The organism is Rhodococcus sp. OS5 (assembly GCF_056837585.1).
Window position 1 is genome coordinate 459,080 of the sequence record NZ_CM166368.1, and the last position, 22,714, is coordinate 481,793.

Consider the following 22,714-nt stretch of genomic DNA (forward strand, 5'->3'; position numbering starts at 1 on the left):
GGGGAATGTATGGGTATCGGGGTTTCCAGAAGATCGGTTCTGAAAGGGTCGGTAGTCGGCACAGCGGCTGTTGCTTTGGGTGCAAAGGCAGGTGCTGCTCCGGCGGGGAGTGTGGATATCGAGTCTCCGTTGATTTTTCATTCGCCGGAGTTCGAGCCGTTCTGTGACGAACTACATTCGTTGTCAACGCTTTCCGGAAACGAGATCACACTGACAGCGCAAGTGGGGCAACATGCCTTTCATCGGGATTTTCCCCCGTCCCCAGCACTGTCGTACCGCAGCGGAGAGATCGGTGGCGGTTATCTGGGCCCTACCGTCGAGGCGCATTCCGGCGAGCCGATCATGTTGACGTTCGAGAACGATCTGACCGGACATCCGTTGGCAGCGGACATGGATATGACGCTGCACGGAATGCAGGCCGACTTTCGTGCGCGCCCGCCGACGTCGTTGCACTTGCACGGGGGAGTCACTTCACCTGAGAGCGACGGCCATCCGGAGCTGCTGGTGATGCCGGGACAGGCTGCGATGCATCACTTTTTGCACGGTCAGGAAGCCGCCCACCTCTGGTATCACGATCATGCGATGGGCATCACCCGGCTCAACGTCTACGCCGGTCTGATCGGCAACTATCTGATCAGGGATGAATTCGACACCGGCGAACTGGGAAATCCGTTGGGGTTGCCGGCCGAGGAATTCGAGATCCCGTTGATCCTGCAGGAGAAGATCTTCACGCCGACAGGCGCCCAGAACGGCCGATCCACCATCTTGATCCCGGAAGGATCGTGGGAAGGCGGCGCGGTGGGCGACGTCGGCTTGGTCAACGGCAAGGTGTGGCCGGAACTGTCCGTGGCTCGGGGCCTTTACCGCCTCCGCATCGTCAATGCGTCGTCGGCAAGTGTGTGGAATCTTCACTTCTCGAACATGATGACGTTCTGGGTCATCGGCAACGACGCCGGAATGCTCGACGCACCCGTCGCGGTCAATGCCTTCCGCTGCGCACCGGGGGAGCGGTACGACCTCCTCGTCGATTTCACCGGACTGTCGGAGGGATCGACGGTGGAGCTTCGCAACGACGAGGCGCCCCCGCTACCCGCCGCTGTCATCGGTGAAGTGACTATGCCGCTGTTCTGCCGGTTCCGCGGTGACGCCAGGCGCGGATTCACCGGTGGTGTTCCGTCGCAACTGCGCGGTGGGCGCCGGCAACGTGACGTTCTCGCCCCGTTGGAGCAGCCGACGGTAATTCGCACGGTGACGGTGAGCCAGCAACTGGAACTGCGGAATCCACCGGCTCAGATGACGCTGAACAACCTGACGTTCAGCACCACGGACGTCGAGAGGCCGCGGCAAGGCACCGTCGAGCAGTGGAACATCGTCAACACCACGCCGGACCCGCATCCGATACACCTGCACCTGGTGAATTTCCGGATTCTCGGCAGAACACCGATGCGGACGCTGGAGTACTTGATCCGACATCCGCAGCCGGTGATCGGCAACAAGTGGACTCCGTCGCCCGAAGGGTTCGAGGCGGGGCCGATGATCGCGCCGGCGCCGTGGGAAGCGGGAATGAAGGACACCGTCAGGGTGGACGGCGGCACCGTCACCCGGATCATCGTGCGATTCCCCACCGCGGATGAGCTGGGTTTCGATCCCGACGCGATGTTCGATCGTCTTCCGAGCGGTGGGATGACGGGCAGTGGGATGACGGGCGGTGGGATGACGGGCGGCGGGATGACGGGCGGCGGGCGCCACGATATGGCTGATTCTGGTCGACTCCAGGGATATGTGTGGCATTGCCATCTACTCGATCACGAAGATCACGACATGATGTTGCCGTATCGCATCGTGCCGTGAGTGCTTCCGGGGGCGCACCCGAAATGAACCGAAGCGGGCAGGCGTTCGCGCACCTGATCACCTCGGTCACCTAGCAGGATCGCTTCGGTCCTTCCCATGAATTTGGAACACGTTCTACAGTGAAAGGGCTGAGGTCTGTACCTCGGCCATGCGCCACCACCGAAGGTGGCGCGGACGATCTGCAGACCGGTTCGACGAATTACACGGAAGGAACACCTCACAGTGACCACAGAGGCATTCATTTATGAAGCCATCCGTACCCCGCGAGGCCGCGGCAAGAAGACCGGGTCGTTGCACTCGGTCAAGCCGATCTCGCTGGTCACGGGTCTGATCCAGGAACTGCGCGTGCGCTTTCCCGACCTCGACGAGGACCGGATCTCCGACCTCATCCTGGGCGTCGTCACCCCCGTTGGCGATCAGGGAATGGACATCGCCCGCGTTGCAGTCAACGATGCGGGACTGCCCGACACCGTCGGCGGCGTTCAGCTCAACCGTTTTTGCGCTTCCGGCCTCGAGGCCGTGAACATGGCTGCTCAGAAGGTTCGGTCCGGCTGGGACGAACTGGTGATCGCCGGTGGCGTCGAGTCGATGTCCCGCGTTCCGATGGGATCCGACGGTGGACCGTGGGCACTCGACCCCGCCACCAACTACGACAACTACTTCGTGCCGCAGGGCGTCGGCGCAGACCTCATCGCCACCATCGAGGGCTTCTCGCGTGACGACGTCGACGCATACGCCGTGCGCTCGCAGGACCTCGCCGCCAAGGCGTGGACCGGCGGATACTTCGCCAAGTCGGTAGTGCCGGTCAAGGACATCAACGGCATCACCATCCTCGACAACGACGAGCACATGCGTCCGGGCACCACGGCAGAGAACCTCGCCGGCTTGGCTCCCGCGTTCGGTGTGATCGGTGAAATCGGCGGATTCGACGCCGTGTCGCTGCAGAAGTACCACTGGGTCGAGAAGATCAACCACGTTCACCACGGCGGCAACAGCTCGGGGATCGTCGACGGCGCTGCCCTCGTGCTCGTCGGTAGCGAGCAGGCCGGCAAGGACATGGGTCTGACGCCGCGCGCTCGCGTCGTCGCCACCGCCACCAGCGGCGCCGACTCCACCATCATGCTCACCGGCCCGACGCCGGCGTCGAAGAAGGTTCTGGCAGCTGCCGGCCTGACGGTCGACGACATCGACCTCTTCGAGATCAACGAGGCATTCGCTTCCGTCGTCCTGAAGTTCCAGAAGGACCTGAACATCCCGGACGAGAAGCTCAACGTCAACGGTGGCGCGATCGCCATGGGTCACCCACTCGGTGCAACCGGCGCGATGATCACCGGAACGATGGTCGACGAGCTCGAGCGTCGTGGCGGCAAGCGCGCCCTCATCACCCTGTGCATCGGCGGCGGTATGGGCGTTGCCACCATCATCGAGCGCGTCTGACGCGGCGTCCGTCCTTCCAACGAGGCTTACCAGGAGTCAAGCAAAGTGACTGATCAGAACATCATCAACTGGGACCAGGACGCCGACGGCATCGTCGTGCTCACCATCAACGATCCCAACCAGGGCGCAAACACCATGAACGACGCGTACATCGCGTCGATGAAGGCCACCGTCGACCGTCTGGTCGCCGAGAAGGACTCCATCACCGGTGCCGTCATCACTTCCGGCAAGAAGACCTTCTTCGCCGGTGGCGACCTCAAGAACATGATCAAGGTCGGCCCCGAGCAGGCCGAGGAGATCTACAACCACAGCGTCGAGATCAAGGCAGACCTGCGTCGCCTCGAAACTCTCGGCAAGCCGGTCGTCGCCGCCATCAACGGCGCGGCACTCGGCGGCGGCCTCGAGATCGCTCTCGCGACCCACCACCGCATCGCGGCAGACGTCAAGGGAGTCAAGATCGGCCTGCCCGAGGTCACCCTCGGCCTGCTGCCCGGCGGCGGCGGCGTCGTGCGTACCGTGCGGATGCTCGGCCTGCAGAACGCGCTCATGGGCGTCCTGCTCCAGGGGCAGCAGCGTGGACCCGTTCAGGCCAAGGAAGTCGGCCTCATCGACGAGGTCGTCGGCTCGGTAGAGGAGCTGGTTCCGGCTGCGAAGGCATGGATCAAGGCCAACCCCGAAGGCGGCGTTCAGCCGTGGGATGTCAAGGGCTACAAGATCCCTGGCGGAACTCCGTCCACTCCGGCATTCGCTGCCAACCTTCCGGCGTTCCCCGCGAACCTGCGTAAGCAGCTCAAGGGCGCTCCGATGCCGGCTCCGCGCGCCATCATGGCCGCAGCCGTCGAGGGTTCGCAGGTCGACATCGACAACGCGCTGCTCATCGAGGCTCGCTACTTCACCTCGCTGGTGACCGGCCGCGTCGCGAAGAACATGATCCAGGCGTTCTTCTTCGACCTGCAGTCGATCAACGGCGGCGGTTCACGTCCGGCAGGCATCGAGAAGTCCACCATCAAGAAGGTCGGTGTCCTCGGCGCGGGCATGATGGGCGCGGGCATCGCGTACGTCTCCGCCAAGGCAGGCTTCGACGTCGTGCTCAAGGACGTCACCATCGAGGCTGCGAACAAGGGCAAGGCGTACTCCGAAGGCATTGAGGCCAAGGCGCTCTCGCGCGGCAAGACCACGCAGGAGAAGTCCGACGCACTCCTCGCCAAGATCACCCCGACGGCTGACCCGGCAGATTTCGCCGGCGTCGACTTCGTCATCGAAGCAGTTTTCGAGAGCCAGGAACTCAAGCACAAGGTGTTCCAGGAGATCGAGGACATCGTCGATCCCAAGGCACTGCTGGGCTCGAACACCTCGACGCTGCCCATCACGGGTCTCGCCACCGGCGTGAAGCGTCAGGAAGACTTCATCGGCATCCACTTCTTCTCGCCCGTCGACAAGATGCCGCTGGTGGAGATCATCCGCGGTGAGAAGACCTCCGACGAGACTCTGGCTCGCGTGTTCGACTACGTCCAGGCGATCCGCAAGACGCCGATCGTGGTCAACGACTCGCGTGGCTTCTTCACCTCGCGTGTCATCGGCACCTTCATCAACGAGGCCATCGGCATGCTCGCCGAGGGCGTCGAGCCTGCCACCATCGAGCAGGCCGGTATGCAGGCCGGTTACCCGGCTGCGCCGCTTCAGCTTTCGGATGAGCTCAACCTCACCCTCATGCAGAAGATCCGCAAGGAATCTGCCGACGCCGCCAAGGCCGAAGGCAAGGAACTGCCGGCAGATCCGGCCGGCGAGGTCATCAACACCCTCGTCGAGAAGTTCGATCGTAAGGGCAAGCTCGGTGGAGCCGGCTTCTACGATTACGCCGAGGGCAAGCGCACCGGCCTGTGGTCCGGACTCCGCGAGAACTTCAACTCCGGAACCTCCGACGCCCCGATCCAGGACCTCATCGACCGCATGCTGTTCATCGAGGCGATCGAGACGCAGAAGTGCTTCGACGAGAACGTCCTGATCACCACGGCGGACGCCAACATCGGCTCCATCATGGGCATCGGATTCCCGGCCTGGACCGGTGGCGTTCACCAGTTCATCGTCGGTTACGAGGGCGGCACGGCCGGCTTCGTCGCTCGTGCAAAGGAACTCGCTGCGCAGTACGGCCCGCGGTTCACCCCGCCGGCTTCGCTAGGGGCATAGCCCCCGTGCGCCTTTTTGGTAGTTACGGCTACCAAAAAGGCGCACAGGGGTTCATCCCCAGCTGGTGAGTTATCCACAGACGAACTCCGACAGCGAATTTCACGTCAGTCCTGTCGGAGTTCGGCCTGACGCTTGGTGCCATGACTACGTCTCATGGTGGAAGCGAGTTTCTCCGGATTCTCGATGCGCAATCCGGTCTGGTACGGCAACAGCAACTCTCGTCATTCGGATACAACCGAGGGATGCTGCGGAACTTTCTGGACCGCGGCGAATGGCAGCGCGTTCTACAAGGCGTGTATGCAGTGACCGCTGGCCCGCTCACCAGAGAAATGATCTTGAACGCCGCTTGGCTTTATGGTGGCGCGCAAGCGATTCTGAGCCACGACACTGCAGCTGAGGAATGGGGAATGCGTCGCATCGACGCAGACAAGCCAGTCCATGTCACCGTGCCCTACGGCAAGTCCGCTCGCTGTCAGTCCGCGACAATCCGCCGAGTTCCAGCGCGAACGTCGGGTGCACTTGTCAGAGTGGGTGGCGTGGTTCACCCCGGGGTAGTCGTCCACCGCTCCCGAGCCCACCGATACATCGGCGTGCCGTCAGTCATACCTCGAACGTCGCGGGCGGATACCGCGATTGATCTTGCGACCGCCGAATCCACAGCGCGAAGCGCCTACGTTTCACTCATCACCACAGTGACAAATGCGCGAATTCCGTTGAACGATGTGCGTCGTCGGATTGACGAACGAACACCACATCGATTCAAGGGTGCGCTTTCCGATGCGGTACGACTCCTGGCAGACGGGGTGCAGTCAACGCTCGAATACCACTATGCGGTCGACGTGGAGCAGGCGCACGGGTTGCCGTCGGCCAGACGCCAGTCACCGGTTCGCGTCGACGGTCGCACGTTGTACGAGGATTGCGACTACAGCGAATTCGGTGTGCCGCTGATCGTGCGTCTCGACGGTCGGTGGGCGCATTCCATGGCAGAAGTGGCATTTCGTGATCGCCGCCGTGACAATGCGGCAGAGCTGGCAGGTCGTCCGCGGTTGGTCTACGGATTCGACGAGGTGATGAAGACCCCGTGCCAGGTTGCACATGAAGTGGAGACGGTCTTGCGGCGCGGAGGCTGGGTGAGGACGCAGTCGGGTGCCTGCGGCACCTGTGCGCCTTTTTGGTAGTGCCGACTACCAAAAAGGCGCACAGGGGCTTTGCCCCTAGGCCTTCCACCACGGGCGAAGCGGCACATGCGCCTCACCCTTGGGGCCGAGCTTCACGGCCAGAACCTGGTGCAGCTGAACGACATTGCGCTCGAACCCGAGTCGTGAGCCGGCCATGTACAGGCCCCAGACGCGGGCGGTTCCTTCGCCGACCTCGGCGACGCACGCGTCCCAGTTGTCGACGAGATTCTGGCACCATCCGGCGAGCGTCAGTGCGTAATGCTCGCGAAGGTTCTCTTCGTGACGCACCTCGAGGCCGACGTTCTGGATTTCGGAGATGATGCGACCCGAACCGGTGAGCTCCCCGTCGGGGAAGACGTACCGGTCGATGAATCCGCCTGCCTTGGCGCTGCTTCGGTTGTCCGGACGGGTGATGCAGTGGTTGAGCAGACGCCCACCCTCACGCAGCTTGCCCTTGAGGAACTCGAAGTACGCCGGGTAGTTTCCGACGCCGATGTGCTCGGTCAGGCCGATGGAGGACACTGCGTCGAATCCGGTCTCGGCCACGTCGCGGTAGTCGGAGAAACGGACCTGGGCGAGATCGGCGAGGCCCTCGTCCTCGATGGCCTTCTGTGCCCAATCCGCTTGCTCGCGAGAGAGAGTCACGCCGATCACCTTGACGCCGCGCCTGGCCGCGTAGCGGACCATCGAGCCCCAGCCGCAGCCGATGTCGAGAAGTCGATCACCCTTCTGGAGTCCGAGCTTCTCGAACACCAGGCGGTATTTGTTCTCCTGGGCTTCTTCGAGCGTCTGTTCCGCATTGTCGTAAGCGGCACAGGTGTACGTCATGGACGGGCCGAGGACGTACTCGTAGAAGGTGTTGGAGACGTCGTAGTGGTGATGGATGACTTCGGCGTCACGAGTCTTGGAGTGACGCAGTCCTTCTGCGACGCGACGCCAGCGAGGGAGATGTTCCTGGGGCGGCGGGGCGATGGGCCGCAACAGATCCCAGCCCAGGGAGCGCGTGATGCTGGCGAGCGTCAGTGCGGACGGGCGCTTGAGGTGGAGTTCGTCACCCATGATGCGCAGGATCTCGTACGGATCACCGGGGTGGACACCCTCGGCTTCGAGATCGCCGGAGACGTACGCGCGGGCCATGCCGAGGTCACCGGGAGCTGTTGCGAGATAAGTGGTTCCGCGAGTCGACTTGAGGTGCAGTCCGTAGTCGGCATCTTCGGGGCCGGCGGTGCTGCCGTCGTACGCGGTGAATCGAAGCGGCAGCATGCCGTCGGAAAGCGTCTCGAGAATCTCGGCAATAGAGAGCTTGTCCTGGCTTTTGGAGTCTTTGAACGTGGTCATTTACGTTGCACCGCCTTAGAGAATAGATCCAATAAACGGGATTTCGGGTCGTAGCGTTCCTTGAGTCCGATGTACCGGTCGCCGCCGTAGTACAGCTCCTCGAAGTCTTCCTTCGAGTAGTAGGAGTCGGAGTAGAGCGATTTGTGTCCGTCGAAATCGCTGACCTTTTCTTCGATCAGTCGATTTGCTGCCCCCTCGCGCTCACCGGGAACGATCGGCACCGAAGACCAGAAGCCGATGTTGACGTAGGTGCGCTTGGGTTCGAGGGGGTAGAGGGGCCACGGCCGTGATGCAGAAGCGGCGGCAGGGCTTGGCTCGCGAAGACGCAACGGGCACAACCACAGTGGTTCGATCGGGATTTCCTCGAGGAACCACGAGACGAAGTCCGCGGTTCGTTCGATGGGTACCTCGACGTCCTGGACGACGCGTTCGCGCGGGGGCTTGCCCTTGCGCTTTTCGAGGCGATCTCCGATGTCGTACTTGTGGTCGAGGGCGATCAGCTTCCAGTAGAAGCTGCTGCGCAGGTACTGCTTGGGCCAGAAGCGCCGGATCTTCGGGTTCTGTGCGCCGAAAGCTCGTGAGCACCAGAACCAGTCGGTGTCCCAGCGCCACAGGTAGTCGCGAATGGTCAAGCGATCCGTCTTGGGCTGGGTGAGTGACGAATGCTGGATCGACCGGTAGAAGATGTCCTGGTCGGTGTAATCGCTGACCGGGCCTTCCTCGTCGGTTTGCACGCCGAGTGTGAGGTAGCTCTCGGAATCGGTGAAGACCACCCCGTCGAGATAGTCGACGGCGATCCCGTCGTACTCGCGTTCGGTGACGATGCGATCCATCGTTTCTTCGAGCTTCTTCAACGAATCGAAGCGCACGTGGCGCAAGGCGACGTACTTCTTGACGGGTTCGAGTGCGATCTTCAATCGCGTCGAATAGCCAAGGGTGCCGTAGGAATTGGGGAAACCGAAGAGCAGTTCGGCGTGTTCGCCGTCCGGTGTTGCGGTGATGATCTCGCCGCTTCCGGTCAGTACGTCGATTTCGAGTACCGACTCGTGCGGCAGGCCGTTGCGGAACGAGGTGGACTCGATGCCCAGGCCGGTCACCGCACCGCCCAGGGTGATGGTCTTGAGTTGAGGCACGACCAGGGGCGCCAGCCCGTAGGGCAGCGTCGCGTCGACGAGGTCCTCGTACGTGCACATGCCGGCGACGTCGGCTGTGCGCGCCTGCGCATCGACGGCGATGACACCTGCCAGACCGCTGACGTCGAGGCCGGGGGCCGACGTCTTGGCGCGAGCGCGGAACAGATTGGATGTCTTCTTTGCCAGGCGTACAGAAGCATCGGCGGGAATGGCGCGGTATGACGCGAGTAGGCGTTCGACGCCTTCTCTGTGCTGCTCGAACCCCATTTCACGCGCAGCATCGGAACCCGGGCCTTGCTTTGTCCGGATTCGATCTAACTTCTGAACTACCCCATTGAACGAGAGAGTCACACCCTGACGCTATCGGTAGTTGCGTGTGCAAGCTATCCGGAGGGGTATTAATGCCCGAATTTGATCGAGTTGTTGCAATCGAACTCGGTAAATGCTCCGAGTGGTGAACCAGCTCACACGGAATGGGTAGATGGTCGAGATACCCGGGCGCAGCAGGCAGTATGGAAAGGAATATCTGCGCAGTTCGAGGTGCGGATTCGGGTAGTCATTCGCGGTATCGAGCCGCGTTGGTCGAGCAAGGAGACGTAGGGCATATGGGTCAGGTCAATGCAATGAGTTCGACAGTCGTCACAGCAGCACCCGACAAGGTGCTCGCGGCGCTCTCGGACTACGAGACGGTTCGCCCGCGAATCCTGTCCGAGCAGTACCTCGACTACAAGGTCGTCGAAGGTGGCCAGGGTGACGGAACCGTCGCGCAGTGGACGCTCAAGGCGACGGAAAAGCGCTCGCGCAACGTCAAGGCGACAGTGACGGTCGACGGCAACGTCATCACCGAGAAGGACGCGAACTCCAGCCTCGTCACCACCTGGACCGTTGCCCCCAACGGCACCGGAACGACGGTGACGACGCTCACCCAGTGGCAGGGTGCCACCGGTATCGGCGGCTTCTTCGAGCGCACGTTCGCTCCGAAGGGTCTGCAGCGCATCCAGGCCCAGGTCCTGGACAACCTCAAGCGCGAACTCGTCTAACCGATCCTGCATCACCGAGATGGCGTCGTACCTTCACCGGTACGGCGCCTTCTTTCATGGGCCGGTAATGATCCGTCCGAATTCGGTGAGTGCGGGGTTTCCGCTTTCCCAGTAATCGCTGTGAACTCCGAACCCAGGCTCCCCGGGAGATCCGGTGAATACCTGCGCGCCGAATTCCGGATCCGACGGGTCGAACCCGTGGACTCCGAGGATCGTGGGGATCAATTGGACCGGATCCCAGAAGGCCGTCGTCGAATGAACATGGCGAGCCATCTCGGCCGAGTCGACGCCGTCCAGGCTCAGTTCGTTCACGCGCTCGGCATCGACGCCGGGGCTTGCGACAAAAACCAGTTCATCGACGTCGAGAGAAGCGCCACGGGTAGTCGCGGCACCGACGACGGTGCTGCCGTAGGAATGACCGATCACCACGTTGTGCGAAGGCGGGCCGTCATGCGAGGCTCGTAACCCGTCCTGGAAGCTGTCGAGCCTCGGCGCTGCGGAGTTGGCGTACCGATCCGAGGCTGCGTCGGGAATGCCTGGGGGAGCGTCGTATCCGGACCACAGGATCACTGATGTGGCTTCCGTTGGCGCCGCCCTGACCGCCGCGTCGTACATGGCCTTGGTTCGTTGCAGGTCTCCGCCGACGCCCGACAGCCCGGAGCCGGTTCCGGGAACCAGTGTTGCGACGTTGCCGGCGGCATCGGGATTACCGACTGCCACGACGGCATGCCCATCCGTGACCGAGAGAAGGAACGTGTCCGGTCGAAGTTCGCCGCGCACGGCCGTGTATCCGGCAGCTACCGTTCGATCCGGTAACTGCTCGAGCGCAGAGAGGTACCGCCGGTTGTAGTAGTCCCGGTCCAGAGCGGGAAGGCCGTCCCGGCTACCGATGGACGGATCCCACCTCGCCAACGCGTCTTTCTCGTTGGGCGTGAGCGATTCCCAGAGTCGGTGTAGCTCCGTTGGTGTCCCGGGGAGTGTCGACCTCCCATCGAGGATGTCGAGGACAGTGCGGTCGAGGCGATCAGGCTGATTGCCAAGGAGTGATCCGATCTCTCGGAATGCCGCACCCAGAGCAGTCGCGGCCCGGTTGTCTTCGTCGTCGAGTGCCGTCAATGCAGTGGAGATCTTCTGCTGAAAAACCTTTGCAGCCGTGTCGTTTTCGGAATCTTGCATGGCGTCGGCCAGATTCCACGGCTGCTTCGTCTCAGGTGCCGATACCGCTCCACTGTCTGACACCGTCAAGCCGTGTTCGAGAGTTGCCTCCTCGACCAGGTCCAGAACTGATTTTCGCGCCGCACCGATCGTATTGGCCGCTCCGCCATACAGATCCGCAACTACGCGAACCGCAACCGACAGCCGCGACGAGGAAAGCGAGATACCAGACCACTGCACTGCCGCCGCGCTCGACGCTTGTCCCTGCCAGAATTCGCGGACGGCGTCGATGCTGCGTCCGGCGTCATTGCCGAGGACTTCGATCTGCCGGTCGATGTCGATCAATTCCGAAGCGCTTGTGCGCAATTTCTCCGGTGACCATGTTCGAAGCTGAGAGACGGTGGGCTGCATCAGTAGGCTCCGCGCAGTTCGGACACCACTTCGCCCTCGGCAGCGTCGTACAGACGTGCTGCGGCAGCGGTTCCCGACGCCATGAGTCCCAATTGCGTAGCCAGGTACCGGTACGCGTCGGCGATGACGCCGGCATTCCCAGTCGACACAGCCGCGACAGCGGACGAGTTCAGGGCCGCCGCGGCTTCGAAAATCGGGCCGGCGGAATCGATCCCCGAGATCTGATCCGCGATTCGAGACAGATCAGCTGAAAGTTGCTGCAGAGCAGCGAAATCTACCTGAAGTATCGGCCCCATGGCAGAACCGTATCCAGGTGAGCGGGCTACTTCGGCGGTGCCGACATACCTGTGGACAAGTGGAATTTCTCCACAGAAGACAGGTCAGGGGGTTGTGAGGAAGGCCGTGACTCCGCTGGTGACGGCGGACGCATATTCCTGCTGACCGTCCGGGCTCGTCATGCGCGCTGCCTCGTCGGCATTTCGCATGTTGCCGAGTTCGACCAGAATCGACGGCCGCTGCGACAGATTGAGTCCCGTCAGATCGGCGCGTGGTGCCAGCCCGTCGTCACCGATGTAGGTCGACGGGGTGAGTCCGGCTGTGACGAGTGAGTCGCGCATGGTTTCGGCAAAGGTGACGGACGGGCCGGCCTGCACCGTGTTCAGCGGGGGCGCGGAGTAGCAGACGTGGAAGCCCTCGGCTCCGGCTGCTGCGCCGTCCGCGTGAATGCTCACCACTACGTCGGCGCCGGAGGAATTGGCAGCTTCGGCGCGTGCGTCGACGCAAGATCCGACGCTGATGTCGTCCGGTCGACTCAGGACCACTGTGGCGCCTTGGCCTTCGAGTTCGCTCTTGACCAGGCTCGCGACTTCCCAGTTGAAGGTGTGCTCGGGGAACCCGGCATCGGTGTTGGTGCCGGTGGTCTGGCAGTTCTTGGTGCCGCCGCGGCCCGTGGGGACCTGGGTGTTGATGCTGTCGTCGTTCGCCCCGCTGTGCCCGGGATCGAGGAAGACGACCTTGCCGGTGAGCGCAGCGGGGACGTCAGCGGCGACAGTGCTCAGCGGAGACACCTCGACCGAAGTCGTGGCCTCGGCAGTCTCGGTCGGAATCGTGCACGCAGCGCTCAGAAGCCCGGCCCCGACCATGGCGATCAGGGCAGTGGAGCGGAACACACGTGATGCCATGTTTGACCCTCTTGACGGTTTTACGGTGTCTGACTGGTTCCGGCGCACCCGCTCACGGTAGCGCGCACCGACTACGCTGGTGGGGATAACTCTGTAGAAAGGACCGCTCGTGCAACCAGGTGGAGCACCCGACATGTCTGCTCTGTTGGCTCAGGCTCAGCAGATGCAGCAGCAATTGATGGCGGCGCAGCAGGAAATGGCTCAGGCCGAAGTGACCGGTCAGGCCGGTGGCGGACTGGTTGTCGCCACGGTCAAGGGCACCGGCGAGGTTGTCGGTCTGCAGATCGATCCCAAGGTCGTCGACCCCGAAGATGTCGAGACGCTGCAGGATCTGGTGATCGGCGCGATCGAGGACGCTTCGCGTAAGGCACAGGAAGTCGCTGCTGAGAAGCTCGGCCCGTTGGCCGGCGGACTCGGCGGAGGCCTTCCCGGTCTCCCCGGCTTCTAGAAACGAGAACGCGTGTACGAAGGTCCGGTTCAGGATCTGATCGACGAACTCGGGAAGCTTCCCGGAGTCGGGCCGAAGAGCGCTCAACGCATCGCTTTTCACCTGCTCTCCGTGGAGCCTCCCGAGATCGACCGTTTGAAAAATGCATTGCAGCGCATCCGTGACGGCGTTCAGTTCTGCACGGTGTGCGGAACTGTCTCCGATCAGGAGAAGTGCCGCATATGCGCCGACGCACGTCGCGATCGCACGGTGATCTGCGTCGTGGAGGAACCGAAGGACGTTCAGGCCGTCGAGCGCACCCGTGAGTTCAAGGGTCGTTATCACGTGCTCGGCGGTGCGCTCAATCCGCTCTCGGGGATCGGGCCTGACCAGTTGCGTATCCGGGAGTTGTTGGCTCGCATCGCAAATCAGGAGGACGGCGTCGACGTGTCCGAGGTCATCATCGCCACCGACCCCAACACGGAGGGTGAGGCGACAGCTACCTATCTCGTTCGCATGATGCGAGACATTCCGGGGCTGACGGTGTCTCGGTTGGCTTCGGGTCTTCCGATGGGTGGCGATCTCGAATTCGCAGACGAGTTGACGCTGGGTCGGGCATTGTCCGGCCGTCGTGAATTGTCGCGGAACGCTTGATGAGCGGCACGGAGCAAGGTCAGCAGGTGCGTCGTACGTCCGAGCAGACGCGTGCGCAGATCATCGCGTCGGCCGGGAAAGCATTCGCGACTCGGCCGTACCGCGAAATCACGCTCAAGGACATCGCCGAAGACGCAGGCGTCAGCGCGCCTCTGATCATCAAGTACTTCGGTTCCAAAGAGCAGTTGTACGACGAGTTGGTCGACTTCCGGGCAGCGGCGGTCACGGTCTTCGATGCCCCGAACGACTCGCTCGGCGAGCGCATGGTCTCGCTGTTCACCAAGCCGTTGGAGTCGTACAAGCCGCTGTCCATGAGCTTGTTGTTCATGAGCGGCGTCAGTGAAGAGAGCAACCGCAAGCTGCGCGAGAACTATTCGACGCAGATGATCGACACCCTCGCCGGTCGCCTGTCCGGCCCCGACGCGAGATTGCGCGCGGAACTGGCGATGTCGATGGTGGTCGGAGTGGCGATCATGCGCCGACGGATGATGGCCGGCCATGCCACCGGCACCCAGGACGAGGTGGTTGCGCTGTACGCACCGCTGGTGCAAAAGCTGCTCGACGGGTGAGCGGCGTCACAATTCTTGCTAGGTAAATATCCGTTCACCTAATGTAGGTGAACGGATATTTACCTAGTGAGAACAGGCGGTGTGGGGTGACGACGCTCGACCGTCCGCCGGGCACGCCTGCAGTCACCACCTCCGATGCGGGACTCGCGCAGCCGCGCTCCCGCTTCCTGTTCCCCATCGTTGTCGCCGCCGCAGTGTTCCAGGCTGTTCTGCAGACGGTCATCGTTCCACTGCTGCCGGAGTTGCCGCACTTCACCGGCGCTGGACGCACGGCCGTGTCCTGGCTGGTGACCGTCACGCTGCTGGTCGGCGCTGTCGTCACTCCCATCTTCGGTCGACTCGCCGACATGTTCGGCAAGAAGAAGATGCTTCTGGTTGCTTTCTCGATGATGACTCTCGGCTCGATGTTGTGTGCGCTGTCGTCGGACATCGCTGTCCTCATCTTCGCGAGAGCGTTGCAGGGGGCCGGGTCGGCAGTCATCCCCATCGGAATCTCCATGCTCCGTGACGAATTGCCACGCAACAAGGTCAACGGCGCAGTGGCCATGATGAGTTCGACGCTCGGCGTCGGAACCGCTTTGGGCATACCGTTTTCCGCGATGATCGCGCAGTACTCGAACTGGCACGTCCTGTTCTGGGTAACCACCGCCATCGGGCTGTCCGTGACTCTTGCTGCGGTGCTGTTCATTCGAGAGTCCGAGCCGAATCCGTCGGGAAGATTCGACGGCGTCGGGGCGGTTGGTCTGAGCGCCGCGATGATTGCTCTGCTTGTGCCGATCACTCAGGGGTCGAGTTGGGGGTGGACCAGTGGAGCGGTGATCTCCATGCTGGCCGCGTCGGCGGTGCTGTTCACGCTCTGGGTAATTCAACAGCGGCGCAACGTCAATCCGCTGGTCGACGTCCGTGCTCTCGTGAAACGTGCGGTGTTGATCCCGCATCTGGCGGCTCTGCTGGTCGGGTTCGCGTTTTTCGGGAACACGCTGATCACGACACAACTGCTGCAGGGGATGAAGGGGCCGGGTGCCGGGTACGGCCTGTCGATCATCGCGGCAGCGCTCTGCCAGATTCCGGCGAGTATCGCGATGGTGCTGTTCTCACCGGTTGCGGTGCGTATCACCGACCGCTTCGGTTCACGGACCGCGATGTTGACCGGCGCCGTGTTCCTCGCCGGCGGGTACGGGATTCACGCCGTTGCCGGTAAGCCGCTGTGGGGAGTGGTTGCAGCACTGGGTATCACAGCGGTCGGGACTGCCATCGTGTACAGCACGCTCTCGCTGCTGATTCTGGTTGCCGTACCTCGTCAGCGACTGGCGGCTGCCAACGGGGTGAACTCACTTCTGCGGACGTCCGGAAGCACGATCTGCAGTGCGACGGTGGCAACCATTCTCGCTGCATTCGTGATCAGCGGTTCGGAACATTCCACGTCGTGGACCGGATTCTCCGTCGCCTACCTGGTGTGCGCGGGCTGCGCGGTGGTCGTGTTCGCGGTGTCGATCCTGTTGCCGCAGGGACGAACCCCGAAACATCTGGATTTGCCGGATCTGGTCAGGCGACCCTGAATCCCGAGAGGAAGAGCGTGATCATCAGATCCGCGAACTCGTCGGTGGTGTACTTCTGGCGATCCGGCCAATGCGTTGTCGACCACAAGGTGTCTCGTACCGATCGATAGAAAATTTCCGGTGCCACGTCTTTGCGGAAGATTCCCTGATCGACGCCTTCGGCAATCGCTTTCATCCAATGCTCGCGGACTTGGCGGGAAGGCCCGTCGACGGATTGCAGGAGATCGTTGTCGCGAAGATAAGCCCGATCGTTCTGGTAGATCGCCGTCGGGTGCGGGTGTAGTTCGATGACGACCAGCGTCTCGCGGATCAAGCCGCGCAGGACTTCCTCGGGGTCGTTTGCCGTCTTCTCCACCTGATCGAAGCGGAGCTGAATGTCGGTGATGAAGCCGCGCATGAGCTCGGCAACTATCGCATTCTTCGACTTGAAGTAGTGGTAGAGGCTGCCCGAGAACACACCGGCGGCGTCGCCGATCTCGCGAACGGTCGTGGTGGCGACACCCTTCCTGGCAAACAGCTCGGCTGAGCTCTCCAGGATCTTCTCCCGACGATCTGGTGATGCCACTGAAATCTCCACTGGTTGTCGGTCCTGCTCAGGGCAGGGTTTCGGGGGTGCCGGGCTGCCGGCGTCGAACGTAGCGCAATCCTGCCTGATAGCTCCGGCTCGAACCAATTCGTCGGTGAGATCGCGTGTTTCCACTTCCGGATTCCTATGCTAGCTTCAAAATCAAGCGCTTGCTCAACTTTCGTTCACGGAGGATTTCAGTGCAGAGCCTGCAGACGCAGTTTCCGAATTTCATCGGCGCAGAGGCCGAACCACCCCGCGTCGCCCGCTACGCCGTCAACGAGGCGATGATCCGCAACTGGGTCGAGGCGCACGACGACCGCAACTCGATCTACGTCGACGCCGAGGCCGCCCGCAGTACCGGTCGTCGAGACGTCGTCTGTCCGCCCGCCATGATCTCGACCTGGGTGATGGCGGGTTACCGACGTTATAGGCAGGTCCAGCAACTTCGTGCCGACGGAGTCTCCGAGGACTTCGCCTATTCACGACTGCTGGCGCTGTTGGACGAGGCCGGATACACCTCCGTTGTCGCGACCAACGTCGAGCAGGAGTATTTCGCGGAGCTGAGCCCCGGTGACCACGTCACCGCGCATTTCACCATCGAAGCGATCTCGCCGTTCAAACAGACGGCTCTCGGTCACGGGTGCTTCATCACTCTGTTCAAGAAGTACGTGGACCAGGACGGAAAGACGCTGGTCGAAGAGCGCTTTCGACTGCTCAGATTCAAACCAGATGCCCAGACAGATACCAAGCCCGAAGCCCAGGAGGTAATCGCATGAGCGAGACTGGCTCCCGCCACACCGCGGTGCCGAGACTCACCGTCACCGACGACAACGATTTCTTCTTCTCCGCGGCCAAAGAGGGTCGCCTCGAGATCCAACGGTGTGCGGATTGCAAGACTCTGCGCCACCCGCCAGCGCCCGCCTGCCCGGAATGCCGCTCGTTCAGTTGGGACACAGTCGAATCCACGCGGCGATGCACGTTGCACAGCTTCACGGTCATCCATCACCCGAAGGATCCTGCTTTCGAGTACCCACTCGCCGTCGGACTCGTCGATCTCGAAGAAGGCACGCGTCTGGTTGCCGACATCGCGGGGATCGATCACGAGGAACTCGACTTCGGCATGGAACTCGAAGTGACCTTCTCCGAGCACGCTCACGGCGAGATGCTGCCGCAACTGAGGCGACGGGGTTCGGTGCAATGACGAAACTGATTGACTGCGAAGTGGGTTCGGTCCTCCCGAGCCTCGAATTGCCGTTGGATCGAACGCTGATCGTCGCCACCGCGATCTCTTCTCAGGATTTCGAGGACGTGCATCACGATCCGGGCAAGGCCCAGGATCGCGGAACTCCCGACATCTTCATGAGCATCAACACCACCAACGGGCTCATCGACCGCTACATCACCGACTGGTCCGGCCCGGCATCACGGATCGTCAAAACATCACTACGGCTTGGTGTTCCGAACTTCCCCGGAGACACCATGACATTCACCGGCAAGGTCACCGCCACAGACGGCCGGGCGCTCACCGTGACGGTTCTCGGGAAAAACGCCCGCGGAACACACGTGACGGCCGACGTGACTCTCGAACCGGTGGAAAGGGTAATCGCATGACACGAGGATTTTCGAGGCAAGCAGCCATCGCCGGAATCGGCGCAACCGAGTTCTCCAAGAACTCCGGCCGCAGCGAATGGCAGTTGGCGTGCGAATCCGTGATCGCCGCACTCGACGACGCTCACATCGAGGCAGAAGAGGTGAACGGATTTGCGCTGTTCACCATGGAGAACAATCCCGAGATTGCGGTCGCACGCGCCCTCGGGATCCCGGAACTGACGTTCTTCAGTCGAATTCCACACGGCGGCGGCGGTGCCTGCGCACCGGTTCAACAAGCAGCGCTTGCCGTCTCCAGCGGAGTTGCCGACGTTGTGGTCGTCTACCGCGCCTTCAACGAAAGATCCGGTCACCGATTCGGCGCCGGGCCGCCACCTTTTGCGTACAACGCGTCGACGGACCAGGAGTATCGGAACTGGATCAACCCGTACGGGCTTCTGACCCCGGCGCAGCAGGAAGCCTTCCTCGCCAAGCTGTACATGCACAAGTACGGGGCAACAAGCGCCGACTTCGGCCAGGTCTCGGTCCTCTCACGCAAGCATGCGGCGAACAACCCCAAGGCCTGGTTCTACGAACGCCCGATCACTATCGAGGACCATCAGAACTCACGCATGATCGCTGACCCCATCCGCCTGCTCGACTGCTGCCAGGAAAGTGACGGCGGACAGGCGCTGGTCATCGTCAGTGCGGAGCGCGCCCGCGACCTGCCGCACAAACCTGCGGTCATCAGTGGCGCTGCGCAAGGTGTAGGTCCGCAACAGATTTCGATGAGCAGCTACTACCGCGACGACATCGACAGCATGCCGGAAGTCGAACTCGTGGCGCGCCAACTGTGGGACCAGGCCGGTATCGGGCCGGACGACATCGATGCCGCAATTCTCTACGACGCCTTCACTCCGATGGTTCTGCTTCAACTCGAGGAGTACGGATTCTGCGGTCGGGGCGAGGCAAAAGACTTCATCGCCGACGGCAATCTCGAGCTGGACGGTCGCCTGCCGATCAACACCCACGGCGGTCAACTCGGTGAGGGATACATCCACGGCGTCAACGGTATTGCCGAAGGTGTTCGCCTGATCCGCGGCACCTCCACCAATCAACCGACCAAAACTCTGGACAACGTGCTCGTGACCGGCGGCTCTCCCGTCCCGCACAGTGCGCTCGTCCTCTCGGCAGATCGCTGAATCTGCCGCCTATTCGAGAAAGCAGGAACAAGATGAGCGAGCGGATCACCTACGCCAGGGCCACCCACGGCGAGGAAGAAATACAGGCTGTTGTCGACGTCTTGCGCAGCGGGCATCAAGGATTGCGCATCGGCAAGAACGTCTTCGAGATGGAAGAACGTATCGCGGCCTTGGCCGGCAAGAAGTTCGGCGTCATGTGCAACTCGGGATCCTCGGGTTTGTACTTGGCAGTCGAGCTGCTCGGACTGCCTGCCGGCAGTGAGATCATCACGTCGCCGTTGACGTTCTCCACCGACATCGCACCGATCGTGCGTGCCGGTCTGGTGCCGGTGTTCGTGGACGTGGAACCCAACACGTTCAACGTCGACGTCACCAAGATCGAAGCCATGGTCACCGCGAAGACCGGTGCCATCCTGATGCCGAACCTGGCCGGCAACTGCCCAGACTGGGACGTCATCCGTGATATCGCTGATCGCCATGGACTCAAGGTGATCGAGGATTCGTGTGACGCGATCGGCGCCACGCTCCGCGGTACTCCCACCGGGTCTCGGGCGGACATCGTCGTCACCAGTTTCTCGATGGCACACATCATCACGTGCGCGGGAACCGGTGGAATGGTGTGCGTCGACGACGAAGCCAGCCGTGACAAGGCTTTGCTGCTTCGCCGCTGGGGCCGTCGTAGCGAGCCGAACCTGTTCGGCAGTACCAAGTCCGGCCGAGTCTTCCGTGAAGAACTCGACGGCGTCGACTACGACAACGACTTCATCTTCGAGCTCATGTCGTGGAACTTCGAGCCCTCCGAACTCGGCGCAGCTTACGGCGTCGTGCAGCTCGACAAGCTGGAACAGAACTACAAGACGCGTAAGGCAACATTTGCGGCCTTCTCGGCGGCATACGGCGCCCACCCTGAATTCTTCACGACGCCGGTAGAACTCGACGGTCTCGACACGGCGTGGCTGTGTTACCCGGTGATGATCAACGAGAACGCCCCCTTCACGCGCAGCGACCTGCAGGAAGCCATCGAGGCCGACGGCATCGACACCCGAACCGTGTGGAGCGGCAACGTCACTCGTCACCCCATGATGAACAACATCGAATTTCGCCAGCCGGCCGAAGGTTTGCCGGAAGCGGACGCAGTTTTTGCCCGCGGCATGACACTCGGCATGAGCCACGGTTTGCGTGACGACGAAGTTGCTCGGATTGCGGAGAGCATCAATCGCTTCGCCGCGAAGTTCAAATAGCATGACGAGGCGCTTTGACGGCCGCCGAGCGCTTGTCACCGGTTCCAGTCGCGGAATCGGTGCGGGCGTCGCGGAGCGACTGGCAGCGGAAGGTGCCGACGTCGCTCTCGTGGCTCGGACGCTCGGTGCACACGCAACCCTGCCGGGCAGTCTCGAAGAGACTGCGGCTCGAATTGCCAAGTACGGAACCAAAGTCGAGATAGTTGTCGCAGATCTGACGGACGAGCAGCAGCGCGACACCGTTGTGCCGCTGGCGATCGAGAAGCTTGGCGGGACTATAGACATCCTGGTGAACAACGCGGCAGCGGCGATCTATCAGCCGCTCTCGGATTACCCACTGCGGCGGCGACGGTTGATGTTCGAGGCAAATGTCCATGCACCGCTCGATCTGATGCAAGCCGTGGTGCCGGGGATGGTGGCAAACGGATACGGCTGGATCGTGAACGTGTCCAGTGGCACCGTCAAACCGTGGCATGGCCCGCCGTTCACGTGGGTCGAACCGGGAACTGCCATGACCGTGTACGGCGCGTCCAAAGCAGCGCTCAACAGGATGAGCAACGGCATGGGCGTGGAGCTTTACGGCCAGGGGGTTCGCGTCAACACGGTTCAACCGCGGGCAGCGGTGCTCAGTGAGGGCGCCAGGGTCCTGGTCGGTGAGACTATCCGGCCGGATCAGGTCGAATCTATGGAAGAAATGGTGGAAGCGGTCACAGCGCTGTGTGATTGCGACACCGAGTTCACCGCGCGCTCGAGCGTCAGCTTGGACCTGATCGACGAGTGGTCCCTGACCGTGCGTGGTCTGGACGGAACGGCATTACCGGAGAACCCGGCATTACGAACCGAGGAGTTGGCATGAAGCCCGTCATCGTGGACGCAGCACGAACGCCGTTCGGCAAGCGTGAGGGTTGGCTGTCCGGAGTCCACGCGGCGGAACTGTTGGGTTATGCGCAGAAAGGCGTGCTGGATCGGGTGGGCGTGGATCCTGGCGCGGTCGACCAGGTCATCGGCGGCTGTGTGACGCCTCTCGGTGAGCAGTTCGGAAACATCGTGCGTACGTCCTGGATGCATGCGGGCCTTCCGTTGAAAGCGGGCTGCACCACGATCGACGCGCAGTGCGGAACCGCGCAGCAATCGGTGCAGTTGATTGCCGGGCAGATTGCCATCGGTGCAGTCGACGTGGGTGTGGCGTGCGGTGTGGAACTGATGTCCCGCGCTCCGTTGACGTACAAGGTGGGTACCGGCGTCGGAACACCACGTCCGGAGTCGTGGTCACTCGATACCGTCGATCAGTACACCGCGGCCGATCGGATTGCTGTCAAGCGCGGTTTCGGCCGCGAGGATCTCGACTCCTTCGGGCTGCGCTCGCAGCAGCGAGCCGCAGCAGCATGGGAGGCAGGACGCTTCGACTCGCACATCATCGATGTGGTCGCTCCGGGCTCTGACGCTCCGGTCCATCGGGATCAGGGTCTGCGCGAATCGAGTCTCGAAGGACTCGCGAAACTGCGGACCGTTCAAGAGGGCGGATTGCACACCGCTGGAACGTCTTCGCAGGTCTCGGACGGTGCGAGTGCCGCTCTACTGATGTCCGAGGATCGAGCCAGGATGCTCGGCGTGCGGCCGCGGGCAAAGATATTGGCGCAGTGCGTCATCGGCGGAGACATCGAGTTCATGCTCGACGGTCCCGTGGACGCGGCAAACATCGTGCTCGGCCGCACCGGTCTGACGATCGACGACATCGACCTGTTCGAGGTCAACGAGGCATTTGCTTCGGTACCGATGTCGTTCGCGCAGGTTCACGGCGTCGATCCCGAATTGCTGAACGTCAACGGTGGTGCAATCGCGCTGGGCCACCCGGCCGGTGCAACCGGAATCAGACTGTTGGCCAATGCCATCGACGAACTGGAGCGCCGGGACAAGTCCATCGCGCTGATCGCGATCTGCGCGTCCGCCGCAACCACCTGCCTGATTCTCGAACGCATCTGACAAGAACCGAAGA

At 62.3% G+C, this 22,714-nt stretch carries 22 protein-coding genes; 16 read left to right on the plus strand and 6 right to left on the minus strand.

Going from position 1 to position 22,714, the window contains the following annotated elements:
• Positions 1-9 precede the first annotated feature (9 nt).
• The 4 genes from ACVZUB_RS02170 (at position 10) to ACVZUB_RS02185 (ending at position 6,653) form a co-directional block, all read left to right on the plus strand.
• Entirely contained in the window at positions 10-1,851 is a 1,842-nt protein-coding gene (locus tag ACVZUB_RS02170) for a multicopper oxidase family protein (RefSeq protein WP_482628111.1), read from the plus strand.
• Positions 1,852-2,073: 222 nt separating this feature from the next.
• Entirely contained in the window at positions 2,074-3,288 is a 1,215-nt protein-coding gene (locus ACVZUB_RS02175; protein WP_007731553.1) for an acetyl-CoA C-acetyltransferase, read from the plus strand.
• 45 nt (positions 3,289-3,333) lie between these two features.
• Complete coding sequence (locus ACVZUB_RS02180; RefSeq protein ID WP_030535720.1) at positions 3,334-5,475, plus strand: 3-hydroxyacyl-CoA dehydrogenase NAD-binding domain-containing protein; 2,142 nt, start codon at positions 3,334-3,336, stop codon at positions 5,473-5,475.
• A gap of 140 nt (positions 5,476-5,615) precedes the next feature.
• Positions 5,616-6,653 (plus strand): type IV toxin-antitoxin system AbiEi family antitoxin domain-containing protein, encoded by a 1,038-nt coding sequence (locus tag ACVZUB_RS02185; protein WP_058038223.1) that lies wholly within the window; start codon positions 5,616-5,618, stop codon positions 6,651-6,653.
• A gap of 36 nt (positions 6,654-6,689) precedes the next feature.
• On the opposite strand, the gene ACVZUB_RS02190 is transcribed toward ACVZUB_RS02185, so the two are convergent.
• Both ACVZUB_RS02190 and ACVZUB_RS02195 read right to left on the minus strand, forming a co-directional pair.
• The gene (locus ACVZUB_RS02190; protein ID WP_003943932.1) at positions 6,690-7,991 is read right to left on the minus strand and encodes a class I SAM-dependent methyltransferase; all 1,302 of its coding nucleotides are present in this window, start codon (positions 7,989-7,991) and stop codon (positions 6,690-6,692) included.
• Positions 7,988-9,391, minus strand: coding sequence for an FAD-binding protein (locus ACVZUB_RS02195; protein ID WP_482628112.1), 1,404 nt, complete (start codon positions 9,389-9,391; stop codon positions 7,988-7,990). The genes ACVZUB_RS02190 and ACVZUB_RS02195 overlap by 4 nt, the downstream gene beginning before the upstream one ends.
• Positions 9,392-9,729: 338 nt before the next feature.
• On the opposite strand from ACVZUB_RS02195, the gene ACVZUB_RS02200 reads away from it, so the two are divergent.
• Positions 9,730-10,164: an SRPBCC family protein gene (locus tag ACVZUB_RS02200; RefSeq protein ID WP_003943959.1), complete on the plus strand. Its 435-nt coding sequence runs from the start codon at positions 9,730-9,732 to the stop codon at positions 10,162-10,164.
• A gap of 54 nt (positions 10,165-10,218) precedes the next feature.
• On the opposite strand, the gene ACVZUB_RS02205 is transcribed toward ACVZUB_RS02200, so the two are convergent.
• From ACVZUB_RS02205 to ACVZUB_RS02215, 3 genes are all read right to left on the minus strand, one after another.
• Positions 10,219-11,730, minus strand: a complete 1,512-nt coding sequence (locus tag ACVZUB_RS02205) for an alpha/beta hydrolase (protein ID WP_047271577.1) — start codon at positions 11,728-11,730, stop codon at positions 10,219-10,221.
• Complete coding sequence (locus ACVZUB_RS02210) at positions 11,730-12,026, minus strand: hypothetical protein (RefSeq protein ID WP_020905903.1); 297 nt, start codon at positions 12,024-12,026, stop codon at positions 11,730-11,732. The genes ACVZUB_RS02205 and ACVZUB_RS02210 overlap by 1 nt, the downstream gene beginning before the upstream one ends.
• A gap of 84 nt (positions 12,027-12,110) precedes the next feature.
• Entirely contained in the window at positions 12,111-12,911 is an 801-nt protein-coding gene (locus ACVZUB_RS02215; protein ID WP_047271578.1) for an Rv3717 family N-acetylmuramoyl-L-alanine amidase, read from the minus strand.
• Between the two features lie 109 nt (positions 12,912-13,020).
• On the opposite strand from ACVZUB_RS02215, the gene ACVZUB_RS02220 reads away from it, so the two are divergent.
• The 4 genes from ACVZUB_RS02220 (at position 13,021) to ACVZUB_RS02235 (ending at position 16,120) form a co-directional block, all read left to right on the plus strand.
• Positions 13,021-13,359, plus strand: a complete 339-nt coding sequence (locus ACVZUB_RS02220; protein ID WP_003943929.1) for a YbaB/EbfC family nucleoid-associated protein — start codon at positions 13,021-13,023, stop codon at positions 13,357-13,359.
• 12 nt (positions 13,360-13,371) lie between these two features.
• On the plus strand, positions 13,372-13,992 hold the full coding sequence (recR, locus tag ACVZUB_RS02225) for a recombination mediator RecR (protein ID WP_003943917.1): 621 nt from the start codon (positions 13,372-13,374) through the stop codon (positions 13,990-13,992).
• Positions 13,992-14,561: a TetR/AcrR family transcriptional regulator gene (locus ACVZUB_RS02230; RefSeq protein ID WP_042447770.1), complete on the plus strand. Its 570-nt coding sequence runs from the start codon at positions 13,992-13,994 to the stop codon at positions 14,559-14,561. Before recR ends, ACVZUB_RS02230 begins: the two co-directional genes overlap by 1 nt.
• 86 nt (positions 14,562-14,647) lie before the next feature.
• Complete coding sequence (locus ACVZUB_RS02235; protein WP_007731537.1) at positions 14,648-16,120, plus strand: MFS transporter; 1,473 nt, start codon at positions 14,648-14,650, stop codon at positions 16,118-16,120.
• Here ACVZUB_RS02235 and ACVZUB_RS02240 read toward each other — a convergent pair.
• Positions 16,107-16,820, minus strand: a complete 714-nt coding sequence (locus ACVZUB_RS02240; protein WP_172827063.1) for a TetR/AcrR family transcriptional regulator — start codon at positions 16,818-16,820, stop codon at positions 16,107-16,109. The two genes, ACVZUB_RS02235 and ACVZUB_RS02240, sit on opposite strands and share 14 nt — an antisense overlap.
• Positions 16,821-16,885: 65 nt before the next feature.
• On the opposite strand from ACVZUB_RS02240, the gene ACVZUB_RS02245 reads away from it, so the two are divergent.
• From ACVZUB_RS02245 to ACVZUB_RS02275, 7 genes are read left to right on the plus strand one after another with little or no spacing between them, the layout of a single operon-like run.
• A complete protein-coding gene (locus ACVZUB_RS02245; protein WP_054188606.1) occupies positions 16,886-17,464 on the plus strand; it encodes an FAS1-like dehydratase domain-containing protein in 579 nt (192 codons plus the stop codon).
• The gene (locus tag ACVZUB_RS02250) at positions 17,461-17,889 is read left to right on the plus strand and encodes a Zn-ribbon domain-containing OB-fold protein (RefSeq protein ID WP_054188605.1); all 429 of its coding nucleotides are present in this window, start codon (positions 17,461-17,463) and stop codon (positions 17,887-17,889) included. The genes ACVZUB_RS02245 and ACVZUB_RS02250 overlap by 4 nt, the downstream gene beginning before the upstream one ends.
• Entirely contained in the window at positions 17,886-18,299 is a 414-nt protein-coding gene (locus tag ACVZUB_RS02255) for a hotdog family protein (RefSeq protein ID WP_030535712.1), read from the plus strand. The genes ACVZUB_RS02250 and ACVZUB_RS02255 overlap by 4 nt, the downstream gene beginning before the upstream one ends.
• Positions 18,296-19,477 carry a lipid-transfer protein gene (locus tag ACVZUB_RS02260; protein ID WP_075831913.1) on the plus strand — a complete coding sequence of 394 codons (1,182 nt, stop codon included), beginning with the start codon at positions 18,296-18,298 and terminating at the stop codon, positions 19,475-19,477. The genes ACVZUB_RS02255 and ACVZUB_RS02260 overlap by 4 nt, the downstream gene beginning before the upstream one ends.
• A 32-nt stretch (positions 19,478-19,509) precedes the next feature.
• A complete protein-coding gene (locus tag ACVZUB_RS02265) occupies positions 19,510-20,718 on the plus strand; it encodes a DegT/DnrJ/EryC1/StrS family aminotransferase (RefSeq protein ID WP_075831915.1) in 1,209 nt (402 codons plus the stop codon).
• Between the two features lies 1 nt (position 20,719).
• Positions 20,720-21,574: an SDR family NAD(P)-dependent oxidoreductase gene (locus ACVZUB_RS02270; RefSeq protein WP_075831917.1), complete on the plus strand. Its 855-nt coding sequence runs from the start codon at positions 20,720-20,722 to the stop codon at positions 21,572-21,574.
• Positions 21,571-22,701: a steroid 3-ketoacyl-CoA thiolase gene (locus ACVZUB_RS02275; protein WP_075831919.1), complete on the plus strand. Its 1,131-nt coding sequence runs from the start codon at positions 21,571-21,573 to the stop codon at positions 22,699-22,701. The genes ACVZUB_RS02270 and ACVZUB_RS02275 overlap by 4 nt, the downstream gene beginning before the upstream one ends.
• The last annotated feature ends 13 nt before the right edge of the window (positions 22,702-22,714 follow it).

Coding starts and splice junctions, on each gene's coding strand:
- ACVZUB_RS02170 (WP_482628111.1), top strand. CDS start 10: ATGGGTATCGGGGTTTCCAGAAGATCGGTTCTGAAAGGGTCGGTAGTC.
- ACVZUB_RS02185 (WP_058038223.1), top strand. CDS start 5,616: ATGACTACGTCTCATGGTGGAAGCGAGTTTCTCCGGATTCTCGATGCG.
- ACVZUB_RS02190 (WP_003943932.1), bottom strand. CDS start 7,991: ATGACCACGTTCAAAGACTCCAAAAGCCAGGACAAGCTCTCTATTGCC.
- ACVZUB_RS02195 (WP_482628112.1), bottom strand. CDS start 9,391: ATGGGGTTCGAGCAGCACAGAGAAGGCGTCGAACGCCTACTCGCGTCA.
- ACVZUB_RS02200 (WP_003943959.1), top strand. CDS start 9,730: ATGGGTCAGGTCAATGCAATGAGTTCGACAGTCGTCACAGCAGCACCC.
- ACVZUB_RS02205 (WP_047271577.1), bottom strand. CDS start 11,730: ATGCAGCCCACCGTCTCTCAGCTTCGAACATGGTCACCGGAGAAATTG.
- ACVZUB_RS02210 (WP_020905903.1), bottom strand. CDS start 12,026: ATGGGGCCGATACTTCAGGTAGATTTCGCTGCTCTGCAGCAACTTTCA.
- ACVZUB_RS02215 (WP_047271578.1), bottom strand. CDS start 12,911: ATGGCATCACGTGTGTTCCGCTCCACTGCCCTGATCGCCATGGTCGGG.
- ACVZUB_RS02230 (WP_042447770.1), top strand. CDS start 13,992: ATGAGCGGCACGGAGCAAGGTCAGCAGGTGCGTCGTACGTCCGAGCAG.
- ACVZUB_RS02250 (WP_054188605.1), top strand. CDS start 17,461: ATGAGCGAGACTGGCTCCCGCCACACCGCGGTGCCGAGACTCACCGTC.
- ACVZUB_RS02255 (WP_030535712.1), top strand. CDS start 17,886: ATGACGAAACTGATTGACTGCGAAGTGGGTTCGGTCCTCCCGAGCCTC.
- ACVZUB_RS02260 (WP_075831913.1), top strand. CDS start 18,296: ATGACACGAGGATTTTCGAGGCAAGCAGCCATCGCCGGAATCGGCGCA.
- ACVZUB_RS02265 (WP_075831915.1), top strand. CDS start 19,510: ATGAGCGAGCGGATCACCTACGCCAGGGCCACCCACGGCGAGGAAGAA.
- ACVZUB_RS02270 (WP_075831917.1), top strand. CDS start 20,720: ATGACGAGGCGCTTTGACGGCCGCCGAGCGCTTGTCACCGGTTCCAGT.
- ACVZUB_RS02275 (WP_075831919.1), top strand. CDS start 21,571: ATGAAGCCCGTCATCGTGGACGCAGCACGAACGCCGTTCGGCAAGCGT.